The organism is Oceaniovalibus sp. ACAM 378 (assembly GCF_008085915.1).
GTDB lineage: Bacteria > Pseudomonadota > Alphaproteobacteria > Rhodobacterales > Rhodobacteraceae > Oceaniglobus.
On the sequence record NZ_VSJK01000009.1, the window covers coordinates 12,173 to 38,151 of the forward strand.

Here is a 25,979-nt window from a genome sequence, read left to right on the forward strand (position 1 = left end):
GCGACGCAGTCGGTTGGCGATCTGCGTCCGGTCTGCACCGTCCCCCTCGGGGATCGTCCGGAAAATGCAGGCTTTCCTTCTGTGATCCGACTGGCCGAAGGGCGGCCCGTGATGTTTCCGCCAATGTGCCGCATCCGAAGTTTCTGGGCGATCGGTGACTTGCAGTCGGCGGCACCGGAGCGTTAAATCGCGCCATGCTGAATCCCATGACCGATGCCCTGACCGCCGATCTTGCCGCGTTGCTGCCACCCGGCACAATGCGCGAGGTGACTCCGACCTATCTTGAGGAACCGCGCGGCAGATGGCGCGGTCAGGCGGGATGCGTTGTGGCGCCTGCCGACACCGAACAGGTGGCGGCAGTGGTGCGGTTCGCCGCCGCGCAGCGTGTCGGTATCGTGCCATGGAGCGGCGGCACCGGTCTGGTTGGCGGACAGTTGATGTCCGAGGGGCCGGATGCAGGGCCGGTGCCGATCCTGCTGACGCTGGAACGGATGAACCGGGTACGTGCGATTTACCCCGAGGAAAACGTGATCCTGGCCGAGGCGGGCGTGATTCTGGCCGAGGTTCAGCGCGTTGCGGATGAGGCGGGCCGCCTGTTTCCACTGTCGCTGGCCTCGGAAGGATCATGCCGTATCGGCGGCAACCTTTCGACCAATGCAGGTGGGGTGAATGTCCTGCGTTATGGCAATGCACGCGAATTGTGTCTGGGGGTCGAGGCGGTGCTGCCCGACGGATCGATCCTGAATGGCGCACGGCGGCTGCGAAAAGACAACACCGGCTATGATCTGCGGCATCTGCTGATCGGAGCCGAGGGCACGCTGGGTGTGATCACTGCCGCGTCCCTGCGCCTGTCGCCCCGGCCCGCCCGCATGGGGGCGGCGCTAATCGTGGTGCGCGATCCTGCGGCGGCCCTGTCATTGCTGGCGCTGGCACAGGATGTGGCGGGGGGCGCCGTTTCGGCGTTCGAGCTGATTTCGGGCATGGGGCTGCGGTTTCTGGCCGAATCCGGACTGGCACCCCGCGCACCGTTTGCCGAAATTCCCGACTGGATGGTGTTGATTGATCTTGGCCTGACGGCGGCACAGGATCCGGCGGACCTGCTCGAGACGATTTTTGCCGAAGCTGCCGAGAGGGAGTTGGTCAGCGACGGTGTGATTGCCAGTTCACTGGCCCAGCGTGATGCATTCTGGGCGATCCGCGAAACCATTCCGGCGGCAAACAAAAAGGTCGGAGCGATACTGTCGAACGACATATCTTTGCCCCTGTCCGCAATACCCGGTTTCGTCACAGCGATGGCACAGAAGATTGCCGCATTAGGCGACTTCCGGATCAACGCCTTTGGCCATTTGGGCGACGGCAACCTGCACTACAACGTCTTTCCGCCAAAGGGCCGGGACCGGGCCGAATACGCCGCTCAGGCCGAGCGCCTGCGCATGCTGATCAACGATGAAGTCGCGGCATTGGACGGGTCATTCAGCGCCGAACACGGCATCGGCAGGCTCAAGGTCGCCGATTTGGAGCGTTACGGCGACCCGGCCAAACTGGCGGCGATGCGGGCGATAAAGGCGGCTCTTGATCCGCTGGGAATCATGAACCCCGGCGCGGTGTTGCGCGGCTGATCCCAACCGCGCATCAGATCACGCGCCGTCGAATTCACACAGGGCGTGAACCTCCATGCCCAACGTTTCCAACAGTTTGCGCCCACCCAGCTCGGGCAGGTCGATGATGAAGGCGCAGCCAACGATCTCGGCTCCCAGCCGTTCGATCAGCGAAATCCCTGCCCCGGCGGTACCGCCGGTCGCCAGAAGATCATCGACCAGCAGCACCCGGTCGCCGGGCTTCAGAGCGTCATCGTGGATTTCGACAATCGCCTCGCCATACTCCAGCCTATAGTCCTGACTGATCACCCTGCCGGGCAGCTTGCCCTTCTTGCGGATCGGCACGAATCCGGTCCCCAGCTGATGCGCGATGGCCCCGCCCAGAATGAACCCCCGCGCCTCAAGCCCGACCACCTTGTCGATGTCCAGCCCGGCATAGGGGTGCAGCATCTGATCGACACACATGCGAAACCCGCGCGGATCGGCGAACAGGGTGGTCACATCACGGAACATGATTCCCTCGTGGGGGAAATCGACGATGGTGCGGATATAATCGCGGACGGATTTTGGCATGGGATGCCCTCTTGGCTGGCGGGGGAAGGGGTGTTGCGCCCCTGTTTTCCCCTCTGAAGATGTGAGAAATTGAGGTCTTGTCAGGCGAACATGCGTCCCGCGACGGCGTCAAGTTTTGCGACAAGTTCGGGGTCGCGTTTTTCGGGGGCGGTCATGATGGCAAATTCCAGTGCGCGGTCGCAGCCGTGCGGGCAGGGGGCCCGGTCAGCGCCCAAAAGCGCGGGCAGCCGGGCGACAAGCCCCCGCGCCTTGGCGGCATTTCCGGTAAGCGTCTTGATGATGTCAGTGACGTCAACTTCGCCGTGGTCGGGGTGCCAGCTGTCGAAATCGGTGATCATCGCCACGCTGGCGTAACAAAGCTCGGCCTCGCGGGCCAGTTTCGCCTCGGGCATGTTGGTCATGCCGATCACGTCGGCGCCCCAGACTTCGCGGTACATCCGCGATTCGGCCAGCGACGAGAATTGCGGCCCTTCCATCGCCAGATAGGTGCCGCCGCGATGCACGGTCACGCCCTGCGCCTCGGCCGCCGTGAAACAGGCATCACCCAGACGCGGACAGGTCGGGTGGGCAACCGACACATGGGCCACGCAGCCCGCGCCGAAGAACGACTTTTCCCGAGCGAAGGTTCGGTCGATGAACTGATCCACGATCACGAAATCCCCCGGCGCCATGGTTTCGCGGAATGATCCGCAAGCCGAAACCGAGATCACATCCGTTACGCCGATCCGTTTCAGCGCATCGATATTGGCGCGGTAGGGTACTGAACTCGGCGAATGCACGTGGCCGCGCCCATGGCGGGGCAGAAAGGCCATTTTTACGCCGTCCAGCGTGCCGGTCAGGATCGCGTCCGAGGGTGCCCCCCAAGGACTGTCCACAGTAATCCATTCGGCGTCCGACAGCCCGTCGATCTCGTAAATCCCCGATCCGCCGATCACACCCAACATCGTTTCCATATCCGCCCCGTCTTTCGTTTCGCCAACTGTCTAGAGCAAGATGTCTTTGCAATGAATCGAAATCCGCCCGAAGGTCTGGCAAATTGCGACCCCACAGCCCCCAGAGGAAGCCATCCCGCAGTAGTGCAGGAGCAGCGCGGTGAAAAGTTCCCTGCCGACGGCGGTATCGGGCAAGAATCCCCGTGCCTTTTTGGCCGATGCCTGCTAGGGGCGTGCTTCATAGCAAAAAATTTGAGACGGAAACGAGGTCATTCCCTTGGCAAGATCGCTTTTGGCAACGTTCGGCGACGCGCTGAACCTGAAAACCCAGGCCTTAAAGTCGCAGGCGGTCGATCTGTCGCCCGCGCTGTTGAAAACCGAGATCTTGTCGGGACTTACCGTTGCTTTGGCGCTGGTGCCCGAGGCTGTGGCCTTTTCCTTTGTTGCCGGGGTTCACCCGCTGGTCGGGCTTTATGCGGCGTTCATCGTCGGGCTGATCACCGCGCTGATCGGCGGGCGGCCCGGAATGATTTCTGGTGCTACGGGCGCATTGGCCGTGGTCATGGTGTCGTTGGTCAGCCGTCACGGCGTGGAATATCTGTTTGCAACCGTTGTTCTGATGGGGCTGATCCAGATTTTCGCAGGCGTCATGCGCTGGGGGAAATTCATCCGGCTTGTGCCGCATCCCGTGATGCTTGGCTTTGTCAACGGATTGGCCATCGTGATCTTCCTTGCGCAAATGACCCAGTTCAAGGTTCCCGGCACCGCCGAAGTGGGTGCCCATGGCATGTCCGGCGGTGACTGGATGACCGGGCTGCCGCTGATCCTGATGCTGGGGCTGGTGGCGCTGACCATGGCAATCATCTATGCGATGCCAAAACTGACCAACGCCATTCCCGCACCATTGGCCGGAATCGGGATCGTCGCGGCGATTGTCATCGCTTTTGGCATTGATGTGCCGCGCGTCGGCGATCTGGCCAGCATCGAGGGTGGGCTGCCGACCTTTCACATCCCCATGGTGCCGCTGACGTGGGAAACGTTCAAAATCATCCTGCCGTTTTCGATGATCCTTGCGGCGATCGGGTTGATCGAATCTTTGCTGACCCTGAATCTGGTGGGTGAAATCACCGGCAAGCGGGGCGGGGCGTCGCAGGAATGCGTGGCTCAGGGCGTCGCCAACACCGTCACCGGGTTTTTCGGTGGTATGGGGGGGTGCGCAATGATCGGCCAGTCAATGATCAACGTGAAATCCGGCGGGCGCACACGCATCGCCGGGGTTGCGGCGGCATTGTTCCTGCTGGCCTTCATCGTTGTCGCCAGCCCGGTAATTGAAATCATTCCGCTCGCGGCGCTTGTCGGCGTGATGTTCATGGTGGTGATCGGCACCTTCGCCTGGTCGTCGCTGATGATCCTGCGCAAGGTACCTTTGGTCGATGCCTTCGTGATCATTCTGGTGACGGTGGTGACGGTGATGACCGATTTGGCCACTGCCGTGGTTGTCGGGGTGATCGTCAGTGCGCTTGCCTATGCCTGGCAGAATGCCACGCGGATCCACGCGAAGACCTATACCACGCCCGAAGGCGCCAAAGTGTATCAGGTGCAGGGGCCGCTGTTCTTTGGATCGGCAGACGGTTTCACCGAACTGTTCGATCCCGAGGATGACCCCGAAACCGTGATCGTTGACTTTGAAGGCAGCCGTGTTGCCGATCAATCAGCGTTGAGCGCGATCGAAACCATGGCCGCCCGGTATGAATCCGCAGGCAAGCGGCTACAGTTGCGCCATCTGTCGCGCGATTGCCATTATCTGCTGACCAAGGCCGGGCAACTGGTGATCGACAGCGACGATGACCCCGATTACGAGATCGCCACGGATTACGGCGTGCGCACCGGACAGCTAAGCAGCGGGCACTGAGCGCCCGCGCGGCAGAGCCCCCAGAGCAGTGAGTGCCGGTCAGGCGGTCACTCTCCGGGACGTTTCAGGCTGAACAAATCGGTCACCCGCGCATAATCGCGGTATCCCAGCCGGGAGAGCGGTTGAAACCGGGTCACATCGAATTGCCCGTCGACCATGCAATCGTCGCGCAGATGCACGCCCGTCACCTCGCCCAATACCATGAAATTTGCCGCGCCGGGCAATTGCACAATCTGCGTCAGGCGGCATTCCAGATTGGCGGGCGCGGCGGCGACGCGTGAACATGGGATCGTGTCGCATTCCGCCTTCTCAAGGTTGGCGACGACGAATTCGTCGGTTCCGGCGGGCAACATGGCCGATGTCGCGTTCATCGCGTCGCGCATGGCGTATTCCACGATGTTGACGCAAAACACACCGGTCTCGCGGATTTGTGCAACGCTGTCCTTGGTGTCGCCACGGTCGTCCTTGGCGCTGGTCGAGGCAAACATCACCTGCGGCGGGACATAGGCGACGGCGTTGAAGAACGAATAGGGCGCGAGATTGTCAGCCCCGTCTTTCCCTCGGGTAGAGATCCATCCGATCGGGCGCGGGGTGACGACAGCATTGAAAGGATTGTGCGGCAGACCGTGACCGTTTTCGGGACGATAGAACATGGGCAGGCCTTTGCTTTCTGGGTTCGGGCAGGGATCGGACAGGGATCGGGTTTGAACCTGACCTAACCTCATGCTAGGGGCGATTCCAATGGCAAATGGGGGCGCGCTTGATCCGGCTTGAGGAAGAAACCGGCGAAGACTGGTGGGAGGTCGAGGCCCTGTATGACCTGTGTTTCGCCCCGGGCCGCGAGGCGCTGTCGTCGTACCGTCTGCGCGAAGGTGTCGAGAAGGTAAGCGCTCTGTGTCTGGTCGCCCGTGATGACGGCGGTGTTCTGGCCGCGGTGATCCGCTACTGGCCGGTGCGGGTGGCGGGGCGCGAGGTGCTGCTTCTGGGGCCGATTGCCGTGCATCCGACGCGGCAGGGCGAAGGCTTGGCGGCGCTGCTGATGATGGAATCGCTGGTTCTGGCCACGGGTTTGGGATGGCAACGGGTGTTGTTGGTGGGGGATGAACCGTTCTATGGACGCTTCGGGTTTCACCGGCTTGACGCGGTGGTGATGCCGCCGCCAACCAATCCCGCGCGCGTGCTTGGTATGGCGTTGCAGCCGCGTGCCTGGGACGGGGTGGTCGGGCCGGTGGAAAAGGCTGACTGACGGCCCTTGCCAAGCGTGGGTGATCGAACCATCTACATTGCATGAACAGCGATAACACCGATCAATTTGACGACATGAGGCTGGACCCGGCGATCCGGGCCGAACTGGAGCGTTTGGCGCGACGCCACCGCGAGGCTGACGGGCTTGGCATGAAAGTCCTGAGCCTTGTCGGAACCCAGGCCGAGAACCTTTTGGAACGACTGCCGATGCCGGTGCGTCAGGGACTGGACAGCACCACGCGCAAGGCGCTCGAACTGGCCTTTCGTGCTGCGCGCCGGTCGCGTGACAATGTGGCCGACAGGTCTGACTGGCTGAACACCGTGGTGACGACCGCCATGGGTGCGGCAGGGGGCATGGGCGGGCTGCCGACTGCGCTTGCTGAAATTCCGGTGACGACGACCGTCCTGTTGCGCGCGATCCAAGGCATCGCTGCCGATTGCGGTTTCGATCCCGACGATGAGGTTGTGCGGATTCAATGCCTTCAGGTATTCACCGCCGCCGGACCATTGTCACGTGATGACGGCACAGACGTTGCATTTTTGACCACACGGATCGCTTTGAACGGCGCGGCTGTTCACGGAATGATCGCCCGGATCGCGCCCCGTCTGGCGACGGTCATGGGGCAAAAGCTGGCCACGCAAACCGTGCCGGTGATCGGTGCTGTGGCAGGTGCGGCCACCAACTATGCGTTTACCAGCTATTATCAGGAAATGGCGCGGGTGTATTTTGGCCTGCGTGCCATTGCGCGGGACAGCGGCATAGAGACTGAGGTTTTAATGCGCGAGTTCCGCATGATGGTCGATCCACCCAAGGTGCTGCGCTGATTGACCTGTGGCGGCGCGGGTTCGCGCAAGGACAGGTGAAGTGGCGTTACGACTGACTGCGCAGCCAATCCATGATTGCCGGGCGTGCCGATTGTTCGCCGCTCTCAAAGACGCCGTCGATCACCTCTTTGACCTGACCCAGATCGACGCGGCGCAACAGATGTTTCACCGGTCCGATCGACGCCGGACGCATCGACAGGGTGCGCAATCCCATGGCGGCGAAACACATCGCCTCGATCGGACGACCCGCGTCTTCGCCACAGAATGAAACCGGCGTGCCGGTATCGGCGCAACGCCCGACGATGTGTTCAATGATCGACAGATAACTGACGTTCAGGGTGTCATAACGCCGGCGCACCCGTTCGTTTTCACGATCAGCGGCAAAGAAGAACTGTTTCAGATCGTTGCCGCCGATCGAGATGAAATCAGCCATTTCAAAGAACTGTTTTGGCGCGAACGCCAGGCTGGGGGTTTCCAGCATCGCGCCTATCCGGGTTTCCGACGGCAATATGCGGCCCAGCTTGTCCTCGCGCTCAAGCTGATCCAGCAAATGCTGCCGGGCCTCCCTGAACTCGTCGAATTGGGCGACGAAGGGGAACATCACCGTCAGGGGGCGGCCATTCGCCGCGCGGATCAACGCCTGCAACTGCATCCGCATGACACCGGGCATGTCCAGCCCGACACGGATCGCCCGCCAGCCGAGCGCCGGATTGGGCTCATCATCCTGTGGCTTCATATAGGACAGAACCTTGTCCGACCCGATATCGAGCGTTCGGAAAATCACCGGTCTGCCCATGGCCGCGTCGATCACCCGTGAATACAGCGCTGCCAACTCGCCCCGGCGTGGCATGTGGTTGCGGATGAGGAACTGCAATTCGGTGCGAAACAGGCCAACGCCCTCGGCCCCCGATCCGGTCAGCGACGGCAGATCGGCCATCAGCCCCGCATTCATCATCAGCCGGACGGTCGTACCGCATGTCGATTGGGCGGGCAGATCGCGGATCGAGGCATAGCGTTCCTGCGCCTTTGCCTGCATCAGGATCTTGTCGCGAAATGCGTTGGCCACGTTGTCTTCGGGGCGCAGGTGAATGATGCCCTGATCGCCGTCGATCAGAATTCGGTCACCGTTCAACGCCTCGGACGTGATTCCCGCGGCGTGAATCACCAGCGGAATCGCCAGCGCCCGGGCGACGATGGCTGCATGCGAGCCGACCGATCCCTTTTCCAACACGACGCCGCGCAGCCTGCGACCGTACTCCAACAGATCACCGGGGCCGATGTTTCGCGCGACCAGAATCGGATTCAAGGGCATTTCCGCCCCAGTTTCATTGCCCTGACCGGTCAGGATCCGCAGCAGCCGGTTCGACAGGTCATCGAGATCCTGCAACCGTTCGCGCATATAGGCATCGGGCACCGATTGAAGACGCGCACGGGCAAGCGACTGTTCCTTTTCCACCGCAGCCTCGGCGGAAAGGCCGCTGGCGATATCCTCTTGCATGCGGCGCATCCAACTGCGCGAATTGGCGAACATTCGATAGGTTTCAAGAACCTGCCGGCTGTCCGTGTCACGGGTTACCGTATGGCCGAGCATTTCGTCCACCGACATGCGCAGGTTTTCAACCGCTTCGGTAAGGCGCACTGCCTCGCGGTCGGGATCGTCGGCAATGGGGTTGGTGACGACAACACGGGGTTCGTGCAGGAAGACATTCCCGTCTGCCGCGCCCTCCTGACCGATGGTGCCGCGAAACATCACCGGTTGCATGTGGCGGGCCGACAATGCGGCACCTTCGCCGACAAAGGCGCCCAGCTCGGTCATCTCGGCCAGAACCATGGCCACGACTTCCAGCGCATAGACTTCGTCTTCGGAATAGATCCGTGCGTCTTTCGATTGCACCACCAGCACGCCCAGACGTTCGCCCAGCCGTTGAATCGGCACCCCGAGGAACGAGGAATAGATTTCCTCGCCGGTCTCGGGCATGAAGCGGAAACCGCGCTCTTGCGGGGCATTGGCGCTGTTCACCGGCCGCGCCGTACGGGCCACCCGCCCGACCAGACCCTCGCCCAGACGCATGCGCGTCTGATGCACAGCCTCTTGGTTCAATCCTTCGGTCGCACACAGTTCCAGCGTCTCCGAATCGCGGAAAAGATAGATCGAACAGACCTCGGTTTGCATGGAATCGGCGGTCAGGTCGGTGATCCTGTTCAGCCGGGCCTGACCCGCACTGCTTTCGGCCAGCGCCTCGCGGAGGCGGCCCAGCAGTTTACGACTCTCGCTTTCGGTTCTTTCGGGCATGCGGGCGCGCGGTCTCCAATGGGTATCGCCATTTGCTTTAATCACAGGTGGCGGCAAAGTGGAACGTTCGTCAATCGTGTTGGAAGAAACGCGGGTTCACGCAGGGCGTGTGGGGAAATGGCTGCGGGGTGCGCGGAAATCCGGCCCGGCCTATCGCCCGCCTGCCACATCCACCACGGCGCCGGTGACATAGCTGGCCGCCTCGGTGCACAGCCAGAACACCGCTTCGCCGGTTTCCCGCGCCGTGCCCGCGCGTTGCATCGGAACCAAGGGCGCCATCCGTTGCGCGCGCCCGGGTTCACCGCCGCTGGCGTGAATGTCGGTTTCGATGATCCCGGGGCGCACTCCGTTGACGCGGATGTTGTTCGCCGCCAATTCTTTTGACAAGCCGATGGTCAGCGTATCGATTGCGCCTTTGGATGCGGCGTAATCGACATATTCATTGGCCCCACCCAGCCGCGACGCCGCGGAGGAGATCAACACAATCGATGCGGCCGGTTGATCCAGAGGGCGGGGCAGGTGGCGTGCGGCGGCCCGCGCGCACAACAGCGCGCCGATCAGATTGGTGTCGATCACCCGGCGCATCCGTTCAAGGGTCATCTCTGCGATCGGGGATGCGGGGGCGACGATTCCCGCGTTCACCACAACCGCGTCAATCGCGCCAAAGGCGGTACGCGTCGCGTCAAACATGGCGTCGACTGCCGCTTCGTCACTGACGTCGCCCTGTACGGTGATGGCTTGCCCGCCCGCCGCACGCACCCGTTCGGCACAGGCCTCGGCAGCGGCGCTGTCGGAGCGGAAGTTAACGGCGACATTCCAGCCTGCCGCCCCGGCGATTTCGGCTGTGGCAGCCCCGATGCCCCGCGATCCGCCGGTGACAAGGATGGTTCTGGCGCGCCCGGTCATTGTGCACCAAGCGCAAGCAGCGCACCCTGCTGTGGCATGATGAACCGCAGGCCGAGGGTGTCCATGCTTTGCAATTCGTCCAACACCTGCTGTTGCGGCGAGGCGCCGGTCTTCAGCGAGTATTTCACATGACTGATGATGACCGGCATGTCTTTCAACGTGTCCTCACCGGCAAGGGCGGCAAGCTGGCCGAGTTCGGCAAGGATATGTCGCGGGGTCAGATGACCGAACAACAGATCGTCCGGACGCTCCGAGGTATAAGAACTTTCGATGATCACGCCTTTCAGCGCGCCATTTGTCGCCAGCGGGGCGACGGCCTGCCACAGGGCCGCCAAGGCACCCGAGCCGTTGACGCTGTCCGGGCCGGTGTCACCAAGGCAAAGCAGTGCGTCGCCGCCATGTTCCAGCAGGAACGCAGTGGATTCAACGCCGCTGTGCAGCAGCGGAAAGGCAGTGACCAACATCCCGGTGCCCTCGACCTTGGTCTGTTCTGCGGGGGTCAGAACCGTCGCCGGATATTTTCCCAGATGCGGTTCAACCCCCGACGTGCCAAAGTTGGGCCAGGCTTTCCAGTTGAAATAGGTATCGCGGATGTCGTCATGCACCGAGGCCAGACCATAGATCGGTTTCGCTGAATCGTCGGGCGAGGCGGCGATCAGCCCGGCGATATGATCCAGATGGGCGTGACTGATCAAATAGCCCTGGATCACTTCGGTCAGGGTGTGGCCGATGCGGGTAAAGTCCGAACCCTCCGGCGGTGTGATCCCATCAAGGCTGCCCTGAGCGTCGGCAGCGATAAGGCCCGCGACCAGCGCACCCGCGTCGCAGGTCACAGCGCGCGGATCGCCCTTTGGCGCAATCATGAAGGCCGACAGGTTGCCATCCTGAATACCGCCGGTGGCGCCCAGCACGGTGACGTCAAACCCTTGGGCATAGGCGGCGGGGGCACACAGAAGCGCGGCGAGCGAAGTGGCAAGGATACGGTTCATCGTCAGGACTCCGGGCTGTGATCCATTGATCGGCCCGTCCATGGTGCGACGAAAAAGCAGCCCGCGCCAGAGCAAGATAACGTGGGGAGAAATCTTATTCCGTCCCGAAATCAGACGAATTCAGCTCCGACACCCGCCACCCAAGGGCACCGCGTTTCAGGTCGGATCGGGTTTTTCCAGCTCGAAGCAATCGTGCAGCGCCTGCACCGCAAGTTCCATGTACTTCCTGTCGATCAGGACCGAGATCTTGATTTCAGAGGTCGAGATCACCTTTATGTTGATGTTCTCGTCCCGCAGGCTCTGGAACATCCGGGCGGCGACGCCTGCATGGCTGCGCATGCCGATGCCCACGACAGATACCTTTGCCACCTCGGTGTCAGCGACGAGTTCGGTATAGTCGATCTTGCCCTCGGCTTTGGCCTGCGACATCGCACGATCGGCGCGTTTCACCTGATCCACGGGGCAGGAGAACGTCATGTCGGTGCGCCCTTCCTCGGATATGTTCTGCACGATCATATCCACGTTCACCCCCGCCTCGGCCAGCGGACCGAAAATCGCGGCGGCGATGCCGGGTTTGTCGGCGACCGAAATCAGGGTCATTTTTGCCTCGTCACGGGAATAGGCCACACCGGCCACGGCCTTGGATTCCATGATTTCCTCCTCGTCGCAGACCAGCGTGCCTGCATTTTCATCGTATTCGTCAAAGCTGCTCAGGACACGCAGTTTCACCTTGTACCGCATCGCCAGCTCGACGCTGCGGGTTTGCAGAACCTTGGCGCCGAGACTGGAAAGCTCCAGCATTTCTTCAAAGCAGATGCGGTCCAGCTTGCGCGCCTTGGCGCTGATCCGGGGGTCGGTGGTGTATACGCCATCGACGTCGGTATAGATATCACAGCGCACCGCACCGAATGCGGCGGCAAAGGCCACGGCGGTGGTGTCGGACCCGCCCCGGCCAAGGGTGGCGATGCGGCCTTCGGGGCTGACGCCCTGAAACCCGGCGACCACGGCAACCCTCATCCCGTCAGCGAATTTGGCGTTCAGGTTGGCGGTCGGGATGTCCAGAATACGTGCGGCGCTGTGGGCGCCGTTGGTCAGCAGCGGCACCTGCCAGCCCTGCCAACTGCGGGCCGGAATTTCCATTTCCTGCAAGGTCAGCGCCATCAACCCGGCCGTCACGTTTTCACCGCTGCTGACGACGGCGTCGTATTCACGTGCGTCGTATATGGGCGAGGTTTCGTTGACCCAGCCGACCAGTTCGTTTGTCTTGCCCGCCATGGCAGATACGATGACGATCACGTTATGGCCATTGGCCACCTCGCGTCCCACACGTTTCGCCACCCGTTTGATCCGGTCGGGCGTGGCAACAGAGGTGCCGCCGAATTTCATTACCAGAATTGTCATCAGTCCCCGGGCCTTCCCGCGCTTTTGGGGCGGTATTTACGGCCTGTGCCGGGGCGAGGCAAGGGGATGTGGAGCGGCGGGCGTCAGCGTTGCGTTTTCTCGGGGGTGGACCGGAACCGGGGGGGCGGATCAGAAGGCCAGCGCCCGGCCTTCCCAGTTTTCAAAGCATCCGGTTGTCGCAAGATCAAGCGCCGCGAACCGTTGCAAAAGGCCCTTGGCCGACTGTTCCGGGGTGATGTGGGCGCTGCTGCTGCCCATGTCGGTCTGAACCCAGCCGGGATGATAGATACCGACAGCAATACCGTCATCCTTCAGATCGGCGGCCAGATTGCGCCCGAGGTTCAGCGCCGCCGCCTTGGATGCGCGATAGATATACGAACCACCGGGCGCCTTTTCCTGGCTGGCCATCTGGCTGGAGATGATCGCGATCTTGCCCTTTGCGGCGCGCAGGTTGGGCAGCAGCGACTGGACGGCAAAAAACACTCCGGCGACATTCGTGGCAAAGGTATCCGCCCAGAGCGGTGCGGCATAGCCAGTGTCAAGCGGCTGTCCCTTGTCGCGGTAGACGCCGGCATTGCACACCAACAAATCCAGCGGCGTCGTGCCGAAGGTGGCGGCCAGCGCGGCGTGAGAGGCCGGATCGGTCACGTCCAGTGTCAGCAGCCCCGGATCGGAACGCCCTGTGCCCTGAGCCTCGTGGCCGTCCGCCTTGGCGCGGTTCAAAAGCGCGGCACCGATACCACGGCTTGCTCCGGTGATGAGGATGCGCATGGACGTTCCTTTCAGTTTGATTTTCGGGTCGGGAAAAACGGCAGGGGGACAATGGGAATGCCATCTTCGATCAGCGCGCGCGCCTGATCCGGGCGTGCCTGACCACGGATTGCGCGTGCGGGCCGGTCGCCCAGATGGATCGCCCGGGCCTCGGCCACGAAACCTGTGCCCACATCGTCGCTGTTCGCCTCGATCTGGCGGCGCAGTTCGGCAATCGCGGCATGGGAAGGATGGTTGGGCGGGCCGGAAAGGGGGCGGGATGGCACCGCAACAGGCGCCGGGCCGGTATCCGAAGTGCGCACTGGCGGCGCCATCGGGGCCTTTGTGATCACTGTGTCGTCACATTCGGGACAGGCCAGCGTGCCGGATGCGGCCAGCCGGTCAAAATCGTCGCCAGAGCGGAACCAGCTGTCAAACCGGTGGTCTTTGGCGCAGCGCAGGGAAAAAAGGATCAATGGGTTGCCCGTCCGGTGCTTGTCCGCGTCGTGGTTGCCCATCTGGCGGACTTGGAAATAAAGTAAGACACAACCACCTGCGTTCAAGCCTTGCCGGACAGGTGTCTGGGATCAAAGTCACGCAGAAGGCGGCGCAATTCGGGTTCTTTGACGCTGGCGGCTGCCTTTTTAGGGCACATCCATTTGCGCCGCCGCTGGTGCATTTCGGGCCATACCGCGTGCACTTTGGTCACCCGGATCGCGAACAAGGCGACGACACAGGGCAGATCATCCCCGGGCATTTCCTTGGTATAGGTATAGATTCCCAGACAGGCACCGTTAGACTCGCCCTCGACACCCGCTTCCTCGAAGGCCTCGACGGCGGCGGCGCCTGCGGGGGTCGCGCCATCCATGGGCCAGCCCTTGGGCGGAATCCAGCGGCCGGTGCCACGGGTGGTGACCAGCATCACCTGAACCTCTCCCTTTTTTCTGCGCCAGCACAGGGCACCGAATTGCGTACGCACGTCACGCTTGCCGGTTGGGCCCAATCGCAGGGGATGTTCTTTCTCTCTGGACATCAAGGGGCGTGGCACCATTCTGTTGATTGTTTCGGGCGCGGGCCGGTATGTGACAGTCGCGCAAGTCCGCTCAACTTTAGCATAACGGGGCGGTATGACAATCGGCAAGATAGTGCGCATAGCCTTGATAATCAGGTGTTTGCGGTGATCCGACCTTGGCCGCACGCACCGCGATTCATTGGATCAGAGATCTATCGCGGATCCAGCTATGGAGCGCATCATCCGTTGCGCGTGGCGCGGGTGTCAACGGTGATTGATCTGGCCCGTGCGCTGGGTTGGTTCGCCGATGGGCAATATGTGATCAGCCCCCGGGCGAAACCTTCTGCCCTGGCCGCATGGCACGACCCCGCCTATCTGTCGGCGCTTATGCGGGCCGAAAACGGTACATTGGCGAGCGATGAGGCGCGCCGTCATCACTTGGGCACCGCGTCGAACCCGATCTTCCCCGAGATGTTCCGCCGGCCCGCGACAGCGGCGGGGGGCTCGATCCTTGCGGGGCAGATGCTGCGCCATGGTGGCGTGATCCATTCCCCCGGGGGCGGCACACATCATGGGCTGCCCGACCGGGCCAATGGTTTTTGCTATCTCAACGATCCGGCTCTGGCGATCCTCTCGCTCAGGTCAGTGGGGGTGCGGCGGATCGCCTATGTCGATATCGATGCCCACCATTGTGACGGGGTGGAGCACGGATTTGCCGAAGATCCGGATGTGATGCTGATTTCGGTACACGAGGAACGCCGCTGGCCGTTTACCGGCGCGCTGGAGGATCGCGGTGCGGGGCAGGTCTGGAACCTGCCGGTGCCGCGTGGGTTCAATGACACCGAAATGTCTGCGGTGCTGGACCGGCTGATCCTGCTGCGTCTGGCCGATTTTCGCCCCGAGGCTGTGATCCTGCAATGTGGCGCGGATGCCTTGATGGAGGATCCTCTGTCGCGCCTTGCCCTGTCGAACAATGCCCATCTGGAGGTCGTCGCCGCGCTGCAACAGGTTGCGCCGCGTTATCTGGTGCTGGGCGGCGGTGGCTACAATCCGTGGTCGGTCGGACGGTGCTGGGCGGCGGTCTGGGGGGTGCTGAACGGGCATAGTCTGCCGGAGCGCCTGCCACCCGTGGCCGAAGCCATCCTGCGTGCGCTGAGCTTTCCCGGGCACCGGATGGGCAAGGCGCCGCCGGACCACTGGTTCACCACCCTGCGCGACACTCAGCGCACCGGAAAGGTCAGCGAGACCGTCGACGCGCGGTTGCACAGGCTCGAAGCCCGGGCCGTTGTCTGGCATTAGCGGGCCGTGTCAGGGTACGGGCGTCTGTCCCTGCATCACCTTGACGAACCAGTCGGTATCGATGTTTCCGCCGCACAGGATCACGCCAACCTTTCGGCCCTGCATCCGATCCCTTTCCTGCATCAGCCCGGCCAAAGGGGCTGCGCCCGCGCCTTCGGCAAGGTTGTGGATATCGATGAAATAGGTGCGGATCGCCTGCGCAATCTCATCGTCGCTGACGGTGATGATCCGCGCCGCACCCGGACCATAGATATCCAGCGCCGCCTGAACGGGAACGCGCACTGCCATGCCATCGGCAAAGGTGCGGGCGGTTTCGGTTTCGATCAACTGGCCGGATTCAGCCGAAAGTTTCGCGGTCTGGGCGTTCTCGCTGACCACGCCGACAATTTCGGTCGACAGACCCAGCGCATCGCGGGCGATGATCGTGCCGCAGATCCCCGAGCCACAGCCGATCGGCACATAGACCGTCTCAAGATCCGGGCGGGCGGTGAACAGTTCATAGGCATAGGTGGCCACGCCGCGTACAAGTTCGGGGTGAAACGGCGGAACGATTTGCAGGCCCAATTCGCCGCCAACCCGCACTGCCTCTTCCTTCGCGGTATCGAAATCCTCGCCGAATTCGACCAGTTCCGCGCCGAATGCCCGCATCGCCGCATTCTTTTCGACCGAGTTGCCCTTTGGCACATAGACCAATGCGCGCAGTCCCGCCGCCTTGGCCGCCATCGCCTGACCCTGCCCATGATTGCCCCGGGTCGCGGTGACGATTCCGGGGCAGTCGGGATGGGTGCGGGTCAGCCAGTCGATGAAGGTCAGCGCGCCACGCACCTTGAACGCGCCTGTGGGGGTGTGGTTCTCGTGTTTGACCACCACTTCGCACCCCAGCCGCGCGGCCAGTTGCGGCCATGCATATTGCGGCGTCGGTGCCATGTGGCGGTGCACAAGGTTGGCGGCGTCTTCAAGCTGTGATCGGTCGAACATTCTGCGCACTTTCGGTTTTGTCGTGGCGTCCGGGGCGCCAAACCCCTATTCCTTCGGGGACACTGACAAGAGAGCGTACAATGTTCAACGGCAAGAACATCCTGATCACTGGCGGCACGGGCAGCTTCGGCAAGAAATACGTCCGCCATATCCTCCGCGATTACACCCCCAACAAGGTGATCATCTTTTCGCGCGACGAGCTGAAACAGTTTGAGATGCAGCAGACCTTCAATGCGCCCTGCATGCGGTATTTCATCGGCGATGTGCGCGATGGCGAACGCATGCGCGAAGCGATGGATGGCGTCGATTTCGTGATCCACGCCGCGGCTCTGAAACAGGTGCCAGCGGCGGAATACAACCCGTTCGAGGCGATCAAGACCAACATCAACGGCGCGCAGAACGTCATCAAGGCGGCGCTGGCCAACAATGTGGAAAAGGTGATCGCCCTGTCCACGGACAAGGCCGCGAATCCAGTCAACCTGTATGGCGCGACCAAACTCGCTTCGGACAAGCTGTTTGTTGCGGCCAACAACATGGTCGGGTCGCGGCGCACCCGGTTCGCCGCCGTGCGATATGGCAATGTCGTCGGATCGCGCGGATCGGTGGTGCCATTCTTTCGCCGGTTGATCGATCAGGGCGCGACCGAATTGCCGATCACCCATGCCGACATGACCCGTTTCATGATCACGCTGGATCAGGGCGTGCAGTTCGTGCTGACCAACTTCAGGCGGATGCATGGCGGCGAGATCTTCGTGCCCAAGATTCCGTCGATGAAGGTGACCGAACTGGCCAGCGCGATGGCCCCCGGATTGTCGCAGGAAATCGTCGGTATCCGTCCGGGCGAAAAGCTGCACGAAGTGATGTGCCCGGCCGACGACAGTCATCTGACGCTGGAATTCAGCGACCATTTCGTGATCAAGCCAACGATCACCTTCGGCTTTAAGTGCGACTTTTCAGTAAACGGGTTGGGCGAAATCGGCGTGCCGGTGGGTCAGGACTTCGTCTATGACTCGGGTTCCAACACAGAATGGCTGAGCCATGAAGCGTTTCTGGACATGGTCGCGGGCGTAGACGCATGATTCCCTATGGGCGGCAGGATATCACGCAGGGCGATATCGATGCCGTGGTCGATGTCCTGCGGTCCGAATTCCTGACCCAAGGGCCACAGGTGCCACTGTTTGAAAAGGCACTCTGCGCGGCCACCGGGGCGACACATGCCGTTGCGGTGAACTCGGCGACATCAGCGCTGCACATCGCCTGTCTGGCGCTGGGCCTTGGGCGTGGCGGACTTTTGTGGACCTCGCCCAATACCTTTGTCGCCACGGCAAACGTCGGGCATCTTTGCGGCGCCGATGTCGATTTCGTCGATATCGATCCTGACACATTCAATATGTCCGCCAGTGCGTTGCGGATTAAACTTCATGTAGCACATGAAGCCGGGAAACTGCCGGATATCCTGATCGTCGTGCATATGTGCGGACAGTCAGCAGATATGGCGACCATCGGTGCCCTTGCGCGGGAGTTTGGTGTCAGGGTGATCGAGGATGCCAGTCATGCAATCGGCGGAAGGTATCAAGAACATCCCGTAGGCTTCTGTGAACATTCAGATATTTGCTGTTTCAGCTTTCATCCGGTGAAGATCGTGACAACCGCCGAAGGAGGTGCGTCCACGACGAACGATGCGGAACTGGCGGCGCGGATGGAGCGGTTGCGCAGTCACGGGATCACCCGCGATCCCGCACTGATGCGCGGCGAACCGGATGGCGATTGGTACTATCAGCAGATCGAGCTGGGCCTGAATTACCGGATGACCGAATTGCAGGCGGCGCTGGGCGTGGCGCAGATGGCGCGGCTGGAGGACTATGTCGCCCGGCGCAACGCGCTTGCCGAACGTTATGACCGGCTGCTGTCTGACTTGCCGTTGCGCAGGCCGGGGCGGTTGTCGGGGGTGTTGTCGGCCTTTCATCTCTATGTGATCCGGGTCGATCCAGCGCGGCGAAAGGCGGTTTTCGATCACATGCGCGCCGCCGGAATATTGGTCAATGTCCACTATATCCCCGTTCATACCCAGCCTTATTGGCGTGATCACGGCTTTGCCTCGGGCGATTTTCCCGCAGCCGAGGCATATTACGCAGCCGCGATCTCGATCCCGCTCTATGCGACGTTAAGCGATGAACAACAGGACCGTGTCGTGGCTGAACTGGCGCGGGCGCTGGCGTGACGGTCTGCCTGATACCGGCGCGGGGCGGCTCAAAGCGTATTCCGCGCAAGAATATCCTGAAATTTGCCGGGCGCCCGATGATTGCCTGGTCCATCGCAGCGGCGCACGAGGCTGGATGTTTTGAGCGGATCATCGTTTCGACCGACGATGACGAGATCGCCGAGATTGCCACCGCTGAAGGTGCCGAGGTGCCGTTCCGTCGCCCGGTTGCCCTGTCGGACGATCACGCGACGACGGTTGACGTGATCCGGCATGCCCTTGATTGGCTGGAAGAATCCGCGATGGTGCCCGATACCTTGTGCTGTCTCTATGCGACCGCGCCATTTGTGCGGGCACAGGACATTCGCGCCGGGGCCGACATGCTGAAGGATGCGCAGTTCGCGATTCCGGTCACCAGTTTCGGATTTCCGATACAGCGTGCCGTGCGGATCGAACAGGGGCGACTTGCCATGTTCGATCCGCAAAACTATGCGACCCGCAGTCAGGATCTGGAGGAGGCGTATCACGACGCCGGGCAGTTCTATTGGGGTCGGTCAGAAGCCTGGCGCGGTGACATCAACCCGTTCGGGGCGGAAAGCGCGCCGATCCTTCTGCCGCGCTGGCGGGTGCAGGACATCGACACGCCCGAAGACTGGGTCCGGGCCGAACTGATGTTTCAGGCGCTCAGCTCTGGCGATCGGTCAACTGACGGGTCAGATCGCTGACGGCCCGATCCTCTTTATAGATCTCGGCCAGGATCGCTGCCGCCTCATCGGGCGAATGGCGGAAAGCCAGACGCAGAATATCCATCCAGTTCTTGTTGTTCTTGGTCCGGACAGCTTCGATCTGGTCGATGACTTCGTCGTATTGGCTTTTCTCGGTCATGGGGTTTTGTCCTTTATTGCGGCGGGACGGATGGCCTGCCATTCTTGCGCTGTAATGCCCAGAAGATACACGTCATGGAAGACCCCGTCGCGCAGCACATGGTCGCGGCGGCGGCCCTCTTCGATGAACCCAAAGCCTTTGTGCATGGCGATGACGGCGGTGTTCCAGGCGATGACCTCGCAGTTGAGCTTGTTCAACCCAAGCGATCCGAAGGCCAGGTCAAGCGCCCGCAGCTCCAGCGCACGACCAAGCCCCTGTCCACGCACCGCGGCGGTCAGATAGAACGCCCAGTCGGCGCGCCGGTGTGTGCCGTCGATCGCGCTGAAGGCGAGGGCGCCGATCAGCGTGTTATGGTAGCGGACCAGATAGAGACGTCGCGCCGGATCGTCGCGCACTCCAGACAGCCAGCGGCGGTGTTCTTCGGGCCCGATTTCACGGTGGGTATACATGTTGGCCCGCACGCCATCTTCGTTGCGGATGTCGCGCAGGGCCAGAGCCTGGTCGTCCGGGGCATCGGACAGCGCGCAAAGGCTCAGTGTATCGGCGCGTGATTGAAGAATACTCATGATGCCAAATCCGGAAGATAAGGGCGCAGGGCGGTGACGGTAAGATCTGCCGCCCCCGTATGATGGATTGTAAACGCGCGGGCAGCGGCGGTCATTTGCGCAAGCTCTGCCGGTGAGGACAATAGCGCGGCACAACGCGCCGTCAGGGCAGCGGCGGTGGGCAGGCTTTGGAATGCCCCCGCAGCAGACGCGGCGTCGGCGGCAAAGCGGATGCCAAAGATGCTCGGCCCCATGAGAACCGGCTTGCCCTGAGCCAGCGGCTCCATGATGTTATGGCCTCCATGATCCACGAGCGATGCGCCGACCACGACCAGATTCGCCAGGCCGAGGTAAAAGTCCATCTCGCCCAGCGAGTCGCCGATCAGTATGTCACAGTCGTCCAAGAGAGTGCCGCCAAGATCCTTGTCCAGCGATGTCGACCGTCTGGCGCAGGTCCATCCCTGTGCGATGCAGAGATCGGCAACCGCATTGAACCGGCCAGGACTGCGCGGCACCCAGACAATGCGCGCAGCCGAATCCAGTTGGCGCAGGGCGGTGATCAGATCGCGGAATGCGGGTTCCTCGCCCTCGACAGAGCTGGCGATGGTCAGGACCAGCCGCGAACTTTCGGTCGCCCATTGACTGCAAATTCGTTCGGCAGCACTGCTTTGGATCGCATTGACCGGTTGGTCGAATTTCAACTCGCCCACCACACGGATCTTCTCGCTATCCACTCCGATGGCGCGAAATCTGTCAGCGAAATCATCGGTTTTGGTGCAGATCACATCAAACAGGCGATACAGCGCAAGGCGGGCGCCCCCGGTTCGTGCGCGGTCGCGCAGGATGGACCGTTCGACCAGATTGCCGTTCACATGAGCCAGCGGAATTGACCGGCGCGCGGTTTCAATCAACATCGCGGGCCAGAGTTCAATCTCGACCACCACCAGAACGGCAGGCTGAATGCGCGCCAGAAACAGGCGCACCGCCCAGAAAAGATCCATCGGCGCATAGTGCGATGTGATGCGTGCATCATCGCCGAACAACCGCTGAGCCGTCTCGAGTCCGGCTGGTGTCGAATGGGTCAGGGTTACGCGGTGGCCCTCGGACAGCAGCCGGTCGATGACGGGACCGACTGCCTTGGTCTCGCCCGCCGAAGCAGCAAAAATCCAGATAGAACCGGGGGTGACTCGTGGCACGAGACCAAATCGGCACGCGAGCCCTTGCCGATATCCCGGCTCGCGACGCGCGCGTATCAACAGATAAAGCAGTGTAATCGGCAAAAGCAGGTGCGCGGCGATTTGCCAGATGACATAGCCAAGCCAGAACCGAGCACCCTGCTTATCTCGGGGCAAGATCATCGTCCGTGATCGGGTCGCCACGGGCCACCGTCCGGGACAAATGCGCTGCGATCAGGCGTTCGGGCCGGTTGGCCGGCCAGCCAGCGCCCGGTCGCACAAAGCGATAGTCTTCCGGGGTCAGGGTATGGCCGGCGGGAAGATCACGCAGGGCAAAGGCAGAGCGTCGACCGGCCGCCTTGGACACCTGTTCGGCCTCGGTCGTGTGTTTCAGACCAGTGCCCCGTGCCGCGTGAATTTCGGCCACGCCATATGCGATTTCGGCCATCACTTCGGGCGTGGCCGAAAAGCGGTGGTCGGGGCCGGGGCGGGAGGGATCGTTGGTAAAGTGTTTCTCGATGGCAACCGCCCCCATGGCAGCGGCGGCAAGGGGGCCGCGCGCTCCTATGGTGTGGTCGGAAAACCCGACCATCCGACCAAAGGCATCGCCCATGGCGGTCATCGCCCGCAGGTTGATCTGATCCAGTGGGGCCGGATAGCTGGAACAACAGTGCAGCAACACGACCGTCCCGGAGCCAGCCCCGTCAAGCACGTCGAGCGCATGGGAAACTTCGTCCAGCGTGGCCATGCCTGTGGATAGGATTACCGGTTTTTTCGTGCCCGCGACGGCGCGCAACAGGTCGTCAAACGTCATTTCGAAACTGGCAATCTTATAGACGGCGCAGCCAAGGTTTTCGATGAAATCCAGATCGCGCGGATCATAGATTGAAGTGAAAGGCAGCAGTCCCCGTTCCCGGGCGCGATCAAACAGAGGGGCGTGAAACTCCATCGGCATGCCGGCGGACTGATACAATTCGTACAGGTTTTCCTTGCCCCAGACCGGATCGATTTTCATCGACGGATGATCGGACCGGATCGTCAGACTGTCTGCGTCATAGGTTTGCAACTTGAGACAATCCCATCCCGCATCGGCGGCGATATCGACCAGCGCCAGCGCCTGATCCAGATCGCGGTCGTGATTTGCGCTGATCTCGGCGATCAACAGCGGCGGGGCCTCGCGGCCGATTGTCTTGCCTTCCAGGGTCAGCGTCACGGTGATCTCCGGTCTTGTGTCAGTACCCGGTCAACCACATTTGCCGCGCCTTGGCCATGCACGGCGGCCATGGCGGGCGAATTGAGCGCGAAAAGGGCGTCACGGATTTTCGGGTCGGACAGGGATGAAAGCCGCTCCAGAAACGGACCGTCGCCGGTGGGGGGATCGGAAAAATACACCTCGGCCAAGCCCGACCGGTCGAAGTGTTCAAGATAGACGCGATATTCCGGACCCTCAAACAGATAGATGCCCGTGCGTCCCAGCATCGCCGCCTGATATCGCAACAGCCCGATCCGTCCGACAACCAGCCCACAGCATTCGATCAGCCCGGACAGCCCGGATTTAGGGCCGTGCAGGGTCAAATTTGGGTGATCGTTTGCCATCCGGGTTAACGCAGCGCGGACATCCGGCGGATAAAGCGGGCCAAGAACCAGATCGATCGCGGCCCCGGTGGGTGCCAAACGTGCGGCGACGCGCTGTGACAATCCGGTCGGATCCGCACCGCCGCAAAATACAAGAATCCGGTGGGGCAGGGGCGGCGCAATGCGCGCCCGGGCAGCGGCATAGGCGGGGTCCATCACCGCAAAATCGGCACCTGCCGCCCAGTCGGGCGTGCGCGGAGGCGGGCGAAGGTGCTGCGCGCCCAGATAGGGCGTGACGACACAGGCAGGGGGAATCGCGCTGTCGGGCGTGACAAAGTGATCGGGCGGCATTGAATCGATGACAGTGACGGGCAGACCGGTCGCGGTCAGGGCTGAAACCTCGCGCGCGGCAGAAAAAGCGTTACCCGACCACATGATATCAGTGACGATATGAGTGGTGCCGGATGGCGCAGTCCAATTCGAGCCGTCGGCTACTGTGATGATCGATGCCGCAGGAATGCCCTGCGCCCGCAGCACGGAGTGCGATTCAAGCCGGCAGGCATAACTGCAGGTCGCGCCGCGCGCCGCGAACTCTGCCGCCAGATCGCGCATCCGCATCAGATGCCCCATGCCGATGGCGCGGGATGCATCCACCCGCAAGACGACATGCGCGGCGATGTTCGGATCTTTTGACCCGGTCATTTGATCGTCCGCTCCGGACACGCGCGTCGGGCTGCGCCAAGATTCGCCGCACTCACGCCGGGTGCACGGAATTGAAAAGCGGCCACCGCATCAGAGGCGCCAGATGTTGCTGCCGGACCTTGGGCACTCCTCTGCATTTCACCTTGTGATGACGCCTGTCTGGCTGGGGCAGCAGTGAAACAGAGGCAGGGGGCGGTGACCACGCGCCATTCCCGCACCAAAAATTCTCTGACGTTGCGCCAGCGCGTGTTGCCAAGGGGCAAGCCCACCGACACCATATCAGCCATCGCATAGGAAACTTCCATTCCGCCCACCAATCGCCCCGGGGCAGGATCGATCCCCGCCCGCACACAGCCGTCGATACGCCGGAGTGTTGGTGAGCGCCAGCGCCAGCCCTTTCAAGAGGAGCCATCGCAAACGTCCGGTCGCCTTTGATTGATCCCGCCTTGGCGAGCGTTCGTTCCGGTTTACGTAAGCCTCGGCGACGGGAACGCCCACATTCAGACAGGCGGTGATCTGCGCTGGCCCAAGTTGTGAACCCGCGATCCGGGCAACGCCGGACGGACGTGGGCATCGCAATGTCTGAGGGAGATTTCTGCAAGCTTGCCCAGACGGCCCAAAGCATAGGCCGGTTTGTAGACTGCCCGGTTTTGGAGACGGGTTCGGACGGAACCCGTGCCATATGTTCATGAAAATAAGGTGGAGGCGAGTGGGGGAATCGAACCCCCATACACGGATTTGCAATCCGCTGCGTAACCACTCCGCCAACTCGCCAAAGCCGTGGTTTCTTTAGCTTTGCCAGTGAAAAGGTGCAAGGGGTATCACTCGTGTTGTCGGGTTCGCGTTCTGTGACCCTTTGGGTTAGCGGCATTCCAGCCGAGTTTGGCACGTCCGGATGATCGGTCGCACCCCGCCTGCATACCTGCGAAATAGGGTGATTGGGGGGGGGCCGCTAAGTCAGCAACGCCGCCTCAGCTGTACGCCGCTCAGGGAATTATCATCCGCGGCGCTGGGAGGTTTCAGGCTGACATTCGCAATTCCCTCCCTCAACCCTTTGAAGGAACATTTAAACAGACGTATCAATAGCGTCGTGATCGGAGCCAAACTGACATGGCGGTTCATGGTGCTGATTGTCCGACCCCGTGCCGGGGGAGGCCATCGCGGTGGAAGGCGCCGGTTTGCCGGAGGCTGTCCAATCTAGGGGATTGGAACGTGTCGGTTCGCGCATTGAGGGCATGGAACTTTGCGTTTGCATCGGCCAGCGGCACAGCACCCGACCGAAAAACCGTAAATGGCGGCTCAGCTTTAAATGCTGCACCGCTTCGGAGATCACGAAATTACCAACCTGTCACAGGTTTTGCGGTGTCCGGTGGTCTGCCGATTAAGTCATGCGTGTATCGCTGCAACGCTGGGCAGGATACGCTGGGCACCCTGTTGCCCAGCCCGGATGATTGTGTCAAACCGATGAGAACGTCAACGAACGGATGAGTTTAGTCCATGCCCGACTTTGTCACACGCCGCACGATGATGGTGGATACTCAGGTTCGCACGTCCGACGTGACGAAGTTTCCGATTATCGACGCCATGCTGCGCATAGAGCGTGAACGCTTTGTACCCGCCGGTCTTACCGAGGCGGCCTATGTTGGTGAAAACATCGAACTTGGGGGCGGGCGCTGCATTCTCGATCCGCGCACTTTGTCCAAGATGCTCGATGCGCTGGATGTGCAGCCTCACGAACTCGTGTTGGATATCGGCTGTGCCCAAGGTTATTCTGCGGCGGTCCTGTCGCGTCTCGCCGAGGCGGTTGTCGCGGTTGAGGAAGATGCGGACATGGCGCGCGACGCAACCGCGATTCTCAGCGAGGTGAACGCTGACAATGTCGCCGTCATCGCCGCGCCATTGGCCGAAGGATCCGCGAAACACGGACCCTATGACGTCATTACAATTCAAGGTGCGGTCGAACAACTGCCCGAAGCTCTGATTGCGCAACTGCATGAGGGCGGGCGCATCGCCTGCATTTTCATGGAGGGCGCTCTGGGGATCTGCCGGATCGGACGAAAGTTCGACGGGCGGATCAGTTGGCGCTTTGGATTCAACGCAACAGCGCCGGTGCTGCCTGGATTTGCAAGTCAGCCGGCGTTTGTATTCTGATCCGGTCACCGAAGTGACCACGAAGGAGATTTC

The 25,979-nt window shown here is 61.8% G+C and carries 25 protein-coding genes and 1 tRNA gene; 9 read left to right on the forward strand and 17 right to left on the reverse strand.

All coding sequences use genetic code 11. From position 1 onward, the window contains the following. Nucleotides 1-194 precede the first annotated feature (194 nt). A complete protein-coding gene (locus tag FQ320_RS13265; RefSeq protein ID WP_148473012.1) occupies nucleotides 195-1,619 on the forward strand; it encodes an FAD-binding oxidoreductase in 1,425 nt (474 codons plus the stop codon). 18 nt (nucleotides 1,620-1,637) lie between these two features. On the opposite strand, the gene FQ320_RS13270 is transcribed toward FQ320_RS13265, so the two are convergent. Beyond that, nucleotides 1,638-2,171, reverse strand: a complete 534-nt coding sequence (locus FQ320_RS13270) for an adenine phosphoribosyltransferase (protein WP_148473014.1) — start codon at nucleotides 2,169-2,171, stop codon at nucleotides 1,638-1,640. Nucleotides 2,172-2,251: 80 nt separating this feature from the next. Then, nucleotides 2,252-3,124, reverse strand: a complete 873-nt coding sequence (locus tag FQ320_RS13275) for an S-methyl-5'-thioadenosine phosphorylase (RefSeq protein ID WP_148473016.1) — start codon at nucleotides 3,122-3,124, stop codon at nucleotides 2,252-2,254. Between the two features lie 298 nt (nucleotides 3,125-3,422). Here FQ320_RS13275 and FQ320_RS13280 point away from each other — a divergent pair, with 298 nt between their 5' ends. Continuing rightward, on the forward strand, nucleotides 3,423-5,015 hold the full coding sequence (locus tag FQ320_RS13280; RefSeq protein ID WP_370513067.1) for a SulP family inorganic anion transporter: 1,593 nt from the start codon (nucleotides 3,423-3,425) through the stop codon (nucleotides 5,013-5,015). Nucleotides 5,016-5,062: 47 nt separating this feature from the next. Here FQ320_RS13280 and FQ320_RS13285 read toward each other — a convergent pair whose 3' ends face one another. Continuing rightward, nucleotides 5,063-5,668 (reverse strand): flavin reductase family protein, encoded by a 606-nt coding sequence (locus tag FQ320_RS13285; RefSeq protein ID WP_148473020.1) that lies wholly within the window; start codon nucleotides 5,666-5,668, stop codon nucleotides 5,063-5,065. 107 nt (nucleotides 5,669-5,775) lie between these two features. On the opposite strand from FQ320_RS13285, the gene FQ320_RS13290 reads away from it, so the two are divergent. Further along, a complete protein-coding gene (locus tag FQ320_RS13290) occupies nucleotides 5,776-6,261 on the forward strand; it encodes a GNAT family N-acetyltransferase (RefSeq protein ID WP_148473022.1) in 486 nt (161 codons plus the stop codon). 41 nt (nucleotides 6,262-6,302) lie between these two features. Then, entirely contained in the window at nucleotides 6,303-7,085 is a 783-nt protein-coding gene (locus FQ320_RS13295) for an EcsC family protein (protein ID WP_255509495.1), read from the forward strand. Nucleotides 7,086-7,131: 46 nt separating this feature from the next. Here the strand turns inward: FQ320_RS13295 and ptsP are convergent, their stop codons facing one another. The 7 genes from ptsP to FQ320_RS13330 form a co-directional block, all read right to left on the reverse strand. Beyond that, on the reverse strand, nucleotides 7,132-9,378 hold the full coding sequence (gene ptsP / locus FQ320_RS13300; RefSeq protein WP_148473024.1) for a phosphoenolpyruvate--protein phosphotransferase: 2,247 nt from the start codon (nucleotides 9,376-9,378) through the stop codon (nucleotides 7,132-7,134). A 150-nt stretch (nucleotides 9,379-9,528) separates the two neighbouring features. Beyond that, on the reverse strand, nucleotides 9,529-10,284 hold the full coding sequence (locus FQ320_RS13305) for an SDR family oxidoreductase (protein WP_148473025.1): 756 nt from the start codon (nucleotides 10,282-10,284) through the stop codon (nucleotides 9,529-9,531). Continuing rightward, nucleotides 10,281-11,273, reverse strand: coding sequence for an MBL fold metallo-hydrolase (locus FQ320_RS13310; protein WP_148473027.1), 993 nt, complete (start codon nucleotides 11,271-11,273; stop codon nucleotides 10,281-10,283). Before FQ320_RS13310 ends, FQ320_RS13305 begins: the two co-directional genes overlap by 4 nt. A 156-nt stretch (nucleotides 11,274-11,429) precedes the next feature. Beyond that, nucleotides 11,430-12,674: an aspartate kinase gene (locus FQ320_RS13315; protein WP_148473029.1), complete on the reverse strand. Its 1,245-nt coding sequence runs from the start codon at nucleotides 12,672-12,674 to the stop codon at nucleotides 11,430-11,432. A gap of 129 nt (nucleotides 12,675-12,803) precedes the next feature. After that, nucleotides 12,804-13,445, reverse strand: coding sequence for an SDR family NAD(P)-dependent oxidoreductase (locus FQ320_RS13320; RefSeq protein WP_148473031.1), 642 nt, complete (start codon nucleotides 13,443-13,445; stop codon nucleotides 12,804-12,806). 11 nt (nucleotides 13,446-13,456) lie between these two features. After that, nucleotides 13,457-13,900: a DUF1178 family protein gene (locus FQ320_RS13325; protein ID WP_148473033.1), complete on the reverse strand. Its 444-nt coding sequence runs from the start codon at nucleotides 13,898-13,900 to the stop codon at nucleotides 13,457-13,459. 83 nt (nucleotides 13,901-13,983) lie between these two features. Next, nucleotides 13,984-14,457: an NUDIX hydrolase gene (locus FQ320_RS13330; protein ID WP_148473035.1), complete on the reverse strand. Its 474-nt coding sequence runs from the start codon at nucleotides 14,455-14,457 to the stop codon at nucleotides 13,984-13,986. Nucleotides 14,458-14,601: 144 nt separating this feature from the next. Here FQ320_RS13330 and FQ320_RS13335 point away from each other — a divergent pair, with 144 nt between their 5' ends. Next, nucleotides 14,602-15,735 (forward strand): acetoin utilization protein AcuC, encoded by a 1,134-nt coding sequence (locus tag FQ320_RS13335; RefSeq protein WP_255509496.1) that lies wholly within the window; start codon nucleotides 14,602-14,604, stop codon nucleotides 15,733-15,735. Nucleotides 15,736-15,744: 9 nt separating this feature from the next. Here the strand turns inward: FQ320_RS13335 and FQ320_RS13340 are convergent, their stop codons facing one another. Next, on the reverse strand, nucleotides 15,745-16,713 hold the full coding sequence (locus FQ320_RS13340) for a threonine dehydratase (protein ID WP_148473039.1): 969 nt from the start codon (nucleotides 16,711-16,713) through the stop codon (nucleotides 15,745-15,747). An 80-nt stretch (nucleotides 16,714-16,793) separates the two neighbouring features. On the opposite strand from FQ320_RS13340, the gene pseB reads away from it, so the two are divergent. Genes pseB through pseF form a run of 3 tightly spaced genes read left to right on the forward strand, consistent with a single transcriptional unit; the run spans nucleotide 16,794 to nucleotide 19,638 of the window. After that, nucleotides 16,794-17,792, forward strand: a complete 999-nt coding sequence (gene pseB / locus FQ320_RS13345; protein WP_148473041.1) for a UDP-N-acetylglucosamine 4,6-dehydratase (inverting) — start codon at nucleotides 16,794-16,796, stop codon at nucleotides 17,790-17,792. After that, on the forward strand, nucleotides 17,789-18,934 hold the full coding sequence (gene pseC / locus FQ320_RS13350) for a UDP-4-amino-4,6-dideoxy-N-acetyl-beta-L-altrosamine transaminase (RefSeq protein WP_148473043.1): 1,146 nt from the start codon (nucleotides 17,789-17,791) through the stop codon (nucleotides 18,932-18,934). Before pseB ends, pseC begins: the two co-directional genes overlap by 4 nt. Further along, the gene (gene pseF, locus FQ320_RS13355; protein ID WP_148473045.1) at nucleotides 18,931-19,638 is read left to right on the forward strand and encodes a pseudaminic acid cytidylyltransferase; all 708 of its coding nucleotides are present in this window, start codon (nucleotides 18,931-18,933) and stop codon (nucleotides 19,636-19,638) included. The genes pseC and pseF overlap by 4 nt, the downstream gene beginning before the upstream one ends. On the opposite strand, the gene FQ320_RS13360 is transcribed toward pseF, so the two are convergent. The 6 genes from FQ320_RS13360 to FQ320_RS13385 all read right to left on the reverse strand — a co-directional run bounded on the left by FQ320_RS13360 (nucleotide 19,598) and on the right by FQ320_RS13385 (nucleotide 24,569). Continuing rightward, complete coding sequence (locus FQ320_RS13360) at nucleotides 19,598-19,798, reverse strand: hypothetical protein (protein ID WP_148473047.1); 201 nt, start codon at nucleotides 19,796-19,798, stop codon at nucleotides 19,598-19,600. The two genes, pseF and FQ320_RS13360, sit on opposite strands and share 41 nt — an antisense overlap. Continuing rightward, on the reverse strand, nucleotides 19,795-20,364 hold the full coding sequence (gene pseH, locus FQ320_RS13365) for a UDP-4-amino-4,6-dideoxy-N-acetyl-beta-L-altrosamine N-acetyltransferase (RefSeq protein WP_148473049.1): 570 nt from the start codon (nucleotides 20,362-20,364) through the stop codon (nucleotides 19,795-19,797). The genes FQ320_RS13360 and pseH overlap by 4 nt, the downstream gene beginning before the upstream one ends. Beyond that, a complete protein-coding gene (locus FQ320_RS13370; protein WP_187393897.1) occupies nucleotides 20,361-21,695 on the reverse strand; it encodes a 3-deoxy-D-manno-octulosonic acid transferase in 1,335 nt (444 codons plus the stop codon). Before FQ320_RS13370 ends, pseH begins: the two co-directional genes overlap by 4 nt. Further along, entirely contained in the window at nucleotides 21,682-22,731 is a 1,050-nt protein-coding gene (locus tag FQ320_RS13375; RefSeq protein WP_148473054.1) for an N-acetylneuraminate synthase family protein, read from the reverse strand. Before FQ320_RS13375 ends, FQ320_RS13370 begins: the two co-directional genes overlap by 14 nt. Then, nucleotides 22,728-23,795: a hypothetical protein gene (locus FQ320_RS13380; RefSeq protein WP_148473056.1), complete on the reverse strand. Its 1,068-nt coding sequence runs from the start codon at nucleotides 23,793-23,795 to the stop codon at nucleotides 22,728-22,730. Before FQ320_RS13380 ends, FQ320_RS13375 begins: the two co-directional genes overlap by 4 nt. 700 nt (nucleotides 23,796-24,495) lie before the next feature. Beyond that, nucleotides 24,496-24,569 (reverse strand) — tRNA-Cys (locus FQ320_RS13385). A gap of 723 nt (nucleotides 24,570-25,292) precedes the next feature. On the opposite strand from FQ320_RS13385, the gene FQ320_RS13390 reads away from it, so the two are divergent. Next, entirely contained in the window at nucleotides 25,293-25,946 is a 654-nt protein-coding gene (locus tag FQ320_RS13390; protein WP_148473058.1) for a protein-L-isoaspartate O-methyltransferase, read from the forward strand. The last annotated feature ends 33 nt before the right edge of the window (nucleotides 25,947-25,979 follow it).

Excerpts from the sequence above, each read along its gene's own strand:
- FQ320_RS13265 (WP_148473012.1), top strand. The coding sequence starts at position 195 with ATGCTGAATCCCATGACCGATGCCCTGACCGCCGATCTTGCCGCGTTG.
- FQ320_RS13270 (WP_148473014.1), bottom strand. The coding sequence starts at position 2,171 with ATGCCAAAATCCGTCCGCGATTATATCCGCACCATCGTCGATTTCCCC.
- FQ320_RS13275 (WP_148473016.1), bottom strand. The coding sequence starts at position 3,124 with ATGGAAACGATGTTGGGTGTGATCGGCGGATCGGGGATTTACGAGATC.
- FQ320_RS13285 (WP_148473020.1), bottom strand. The coding sequence starts at position 5,668 with ATGTTCTATCGTCCCGAAAACGGTCACGGTCTGCCGCACAATCCTTTC.
- FQ320_RS13295 (WP_255509495.1), top strand. The coding sequence starts at position 6,303 with ATGAACAGCGATAACACCGATCAATTTGACGACATGAGGCTGGACCCG.
- ptsP (WP_148473024.1), bottom strand. The coding sequence starts at position 9,378 with ATGCCCGAAAGAACCGAAAGCGAGAGTCGTAAACTGCTGGGCCGCCTC.
- FQ320_RS13305 (WP_148473025.1), bottom strand. The coding sequence starts at position 10,284 with ATGACCGGGCGCGCCAGAACCATCCTTGTCACCGGCGGATCGCGGGGC.
- FQ320_RS13310 (WP_148473027.1), bottom strand. The coding sequence starts at position 11,273 with ATGAACCGTATCCTTGCCACTTCGCTCGCCGCGCTTCTGTGTGCCCCC.
- FQ320_RS13315 (WP_148473029.1), bottom strand. The coding sequence starts at position 12,674 with ATGACAATTCTGGTAATGAAATTCGGCGGCACCTCTGTTGCCACGCCC.
- FQ320_RS13320 (WP_148473031.1), bottom strand. The coding sequence starts at position 13,445 with ATGCGCATCCTCATCACCGGAGCAAGCCGTGGTATCGGTGCCGCGCTT.
- FQ320_RS13330 (WP_148473035.1), bottom strand. The coding sequence starts at position 14,457 with ATGTCCAGAGAGAAAGAACATCCCCTGCGATTGGGCCCAACCGGCAAG.
- FQ320_RS13340 (WP_148473039.1), bottom strand. The coding sequence starts at position 16,713 with ATGTTCGACCGATCACAGCTTGAAGACGCCGCCAACCTTGTGCACCGC.
- pseB (WP_148473041.1), top strand. The coding sequence starts at position 16,794 with ATGTTCAACGGCAAGAACATCCTGATCACTGGCGGCACGGGCAGCTTC.
- pseC (WP_148473043.1), top strand. The coding sequence starts at position 17,789 with ATGATTCCCTATGGGCGGCAGGATATCACGCAGGGCGATATCGATGCC.
- FQ320_RS13360 (WP_148473047.1), bottom strand. The coding sequence starts at position 19,798 with ATGACCGAGAAAAGCCAATACGACGAAGTCATCGACCAGATCGAAGCT.
- pseH (WP_148473049.1), bottom strand. The coding sequence starts at position 20,364 with ATGAGTATTCTTCAATCACGCGCCGATACACTGAGCCTTTGCGCGCTG.
- FQ320_RS13380 (WP_148473056.1), bottom strand. The coding sequence starts at position 23,795 with ATGACCGGGTCAAAAGATCCGAACATCGCCGCGCATGTCGTCTTGCGG.
- FQ320_RS13390 (WP_148473058.1), top strand. The coding sequence starts at position 25,293 with ATGCCCGACTTTGTCACACGCCGCACGATGATGGTGGATACTCAGGTT.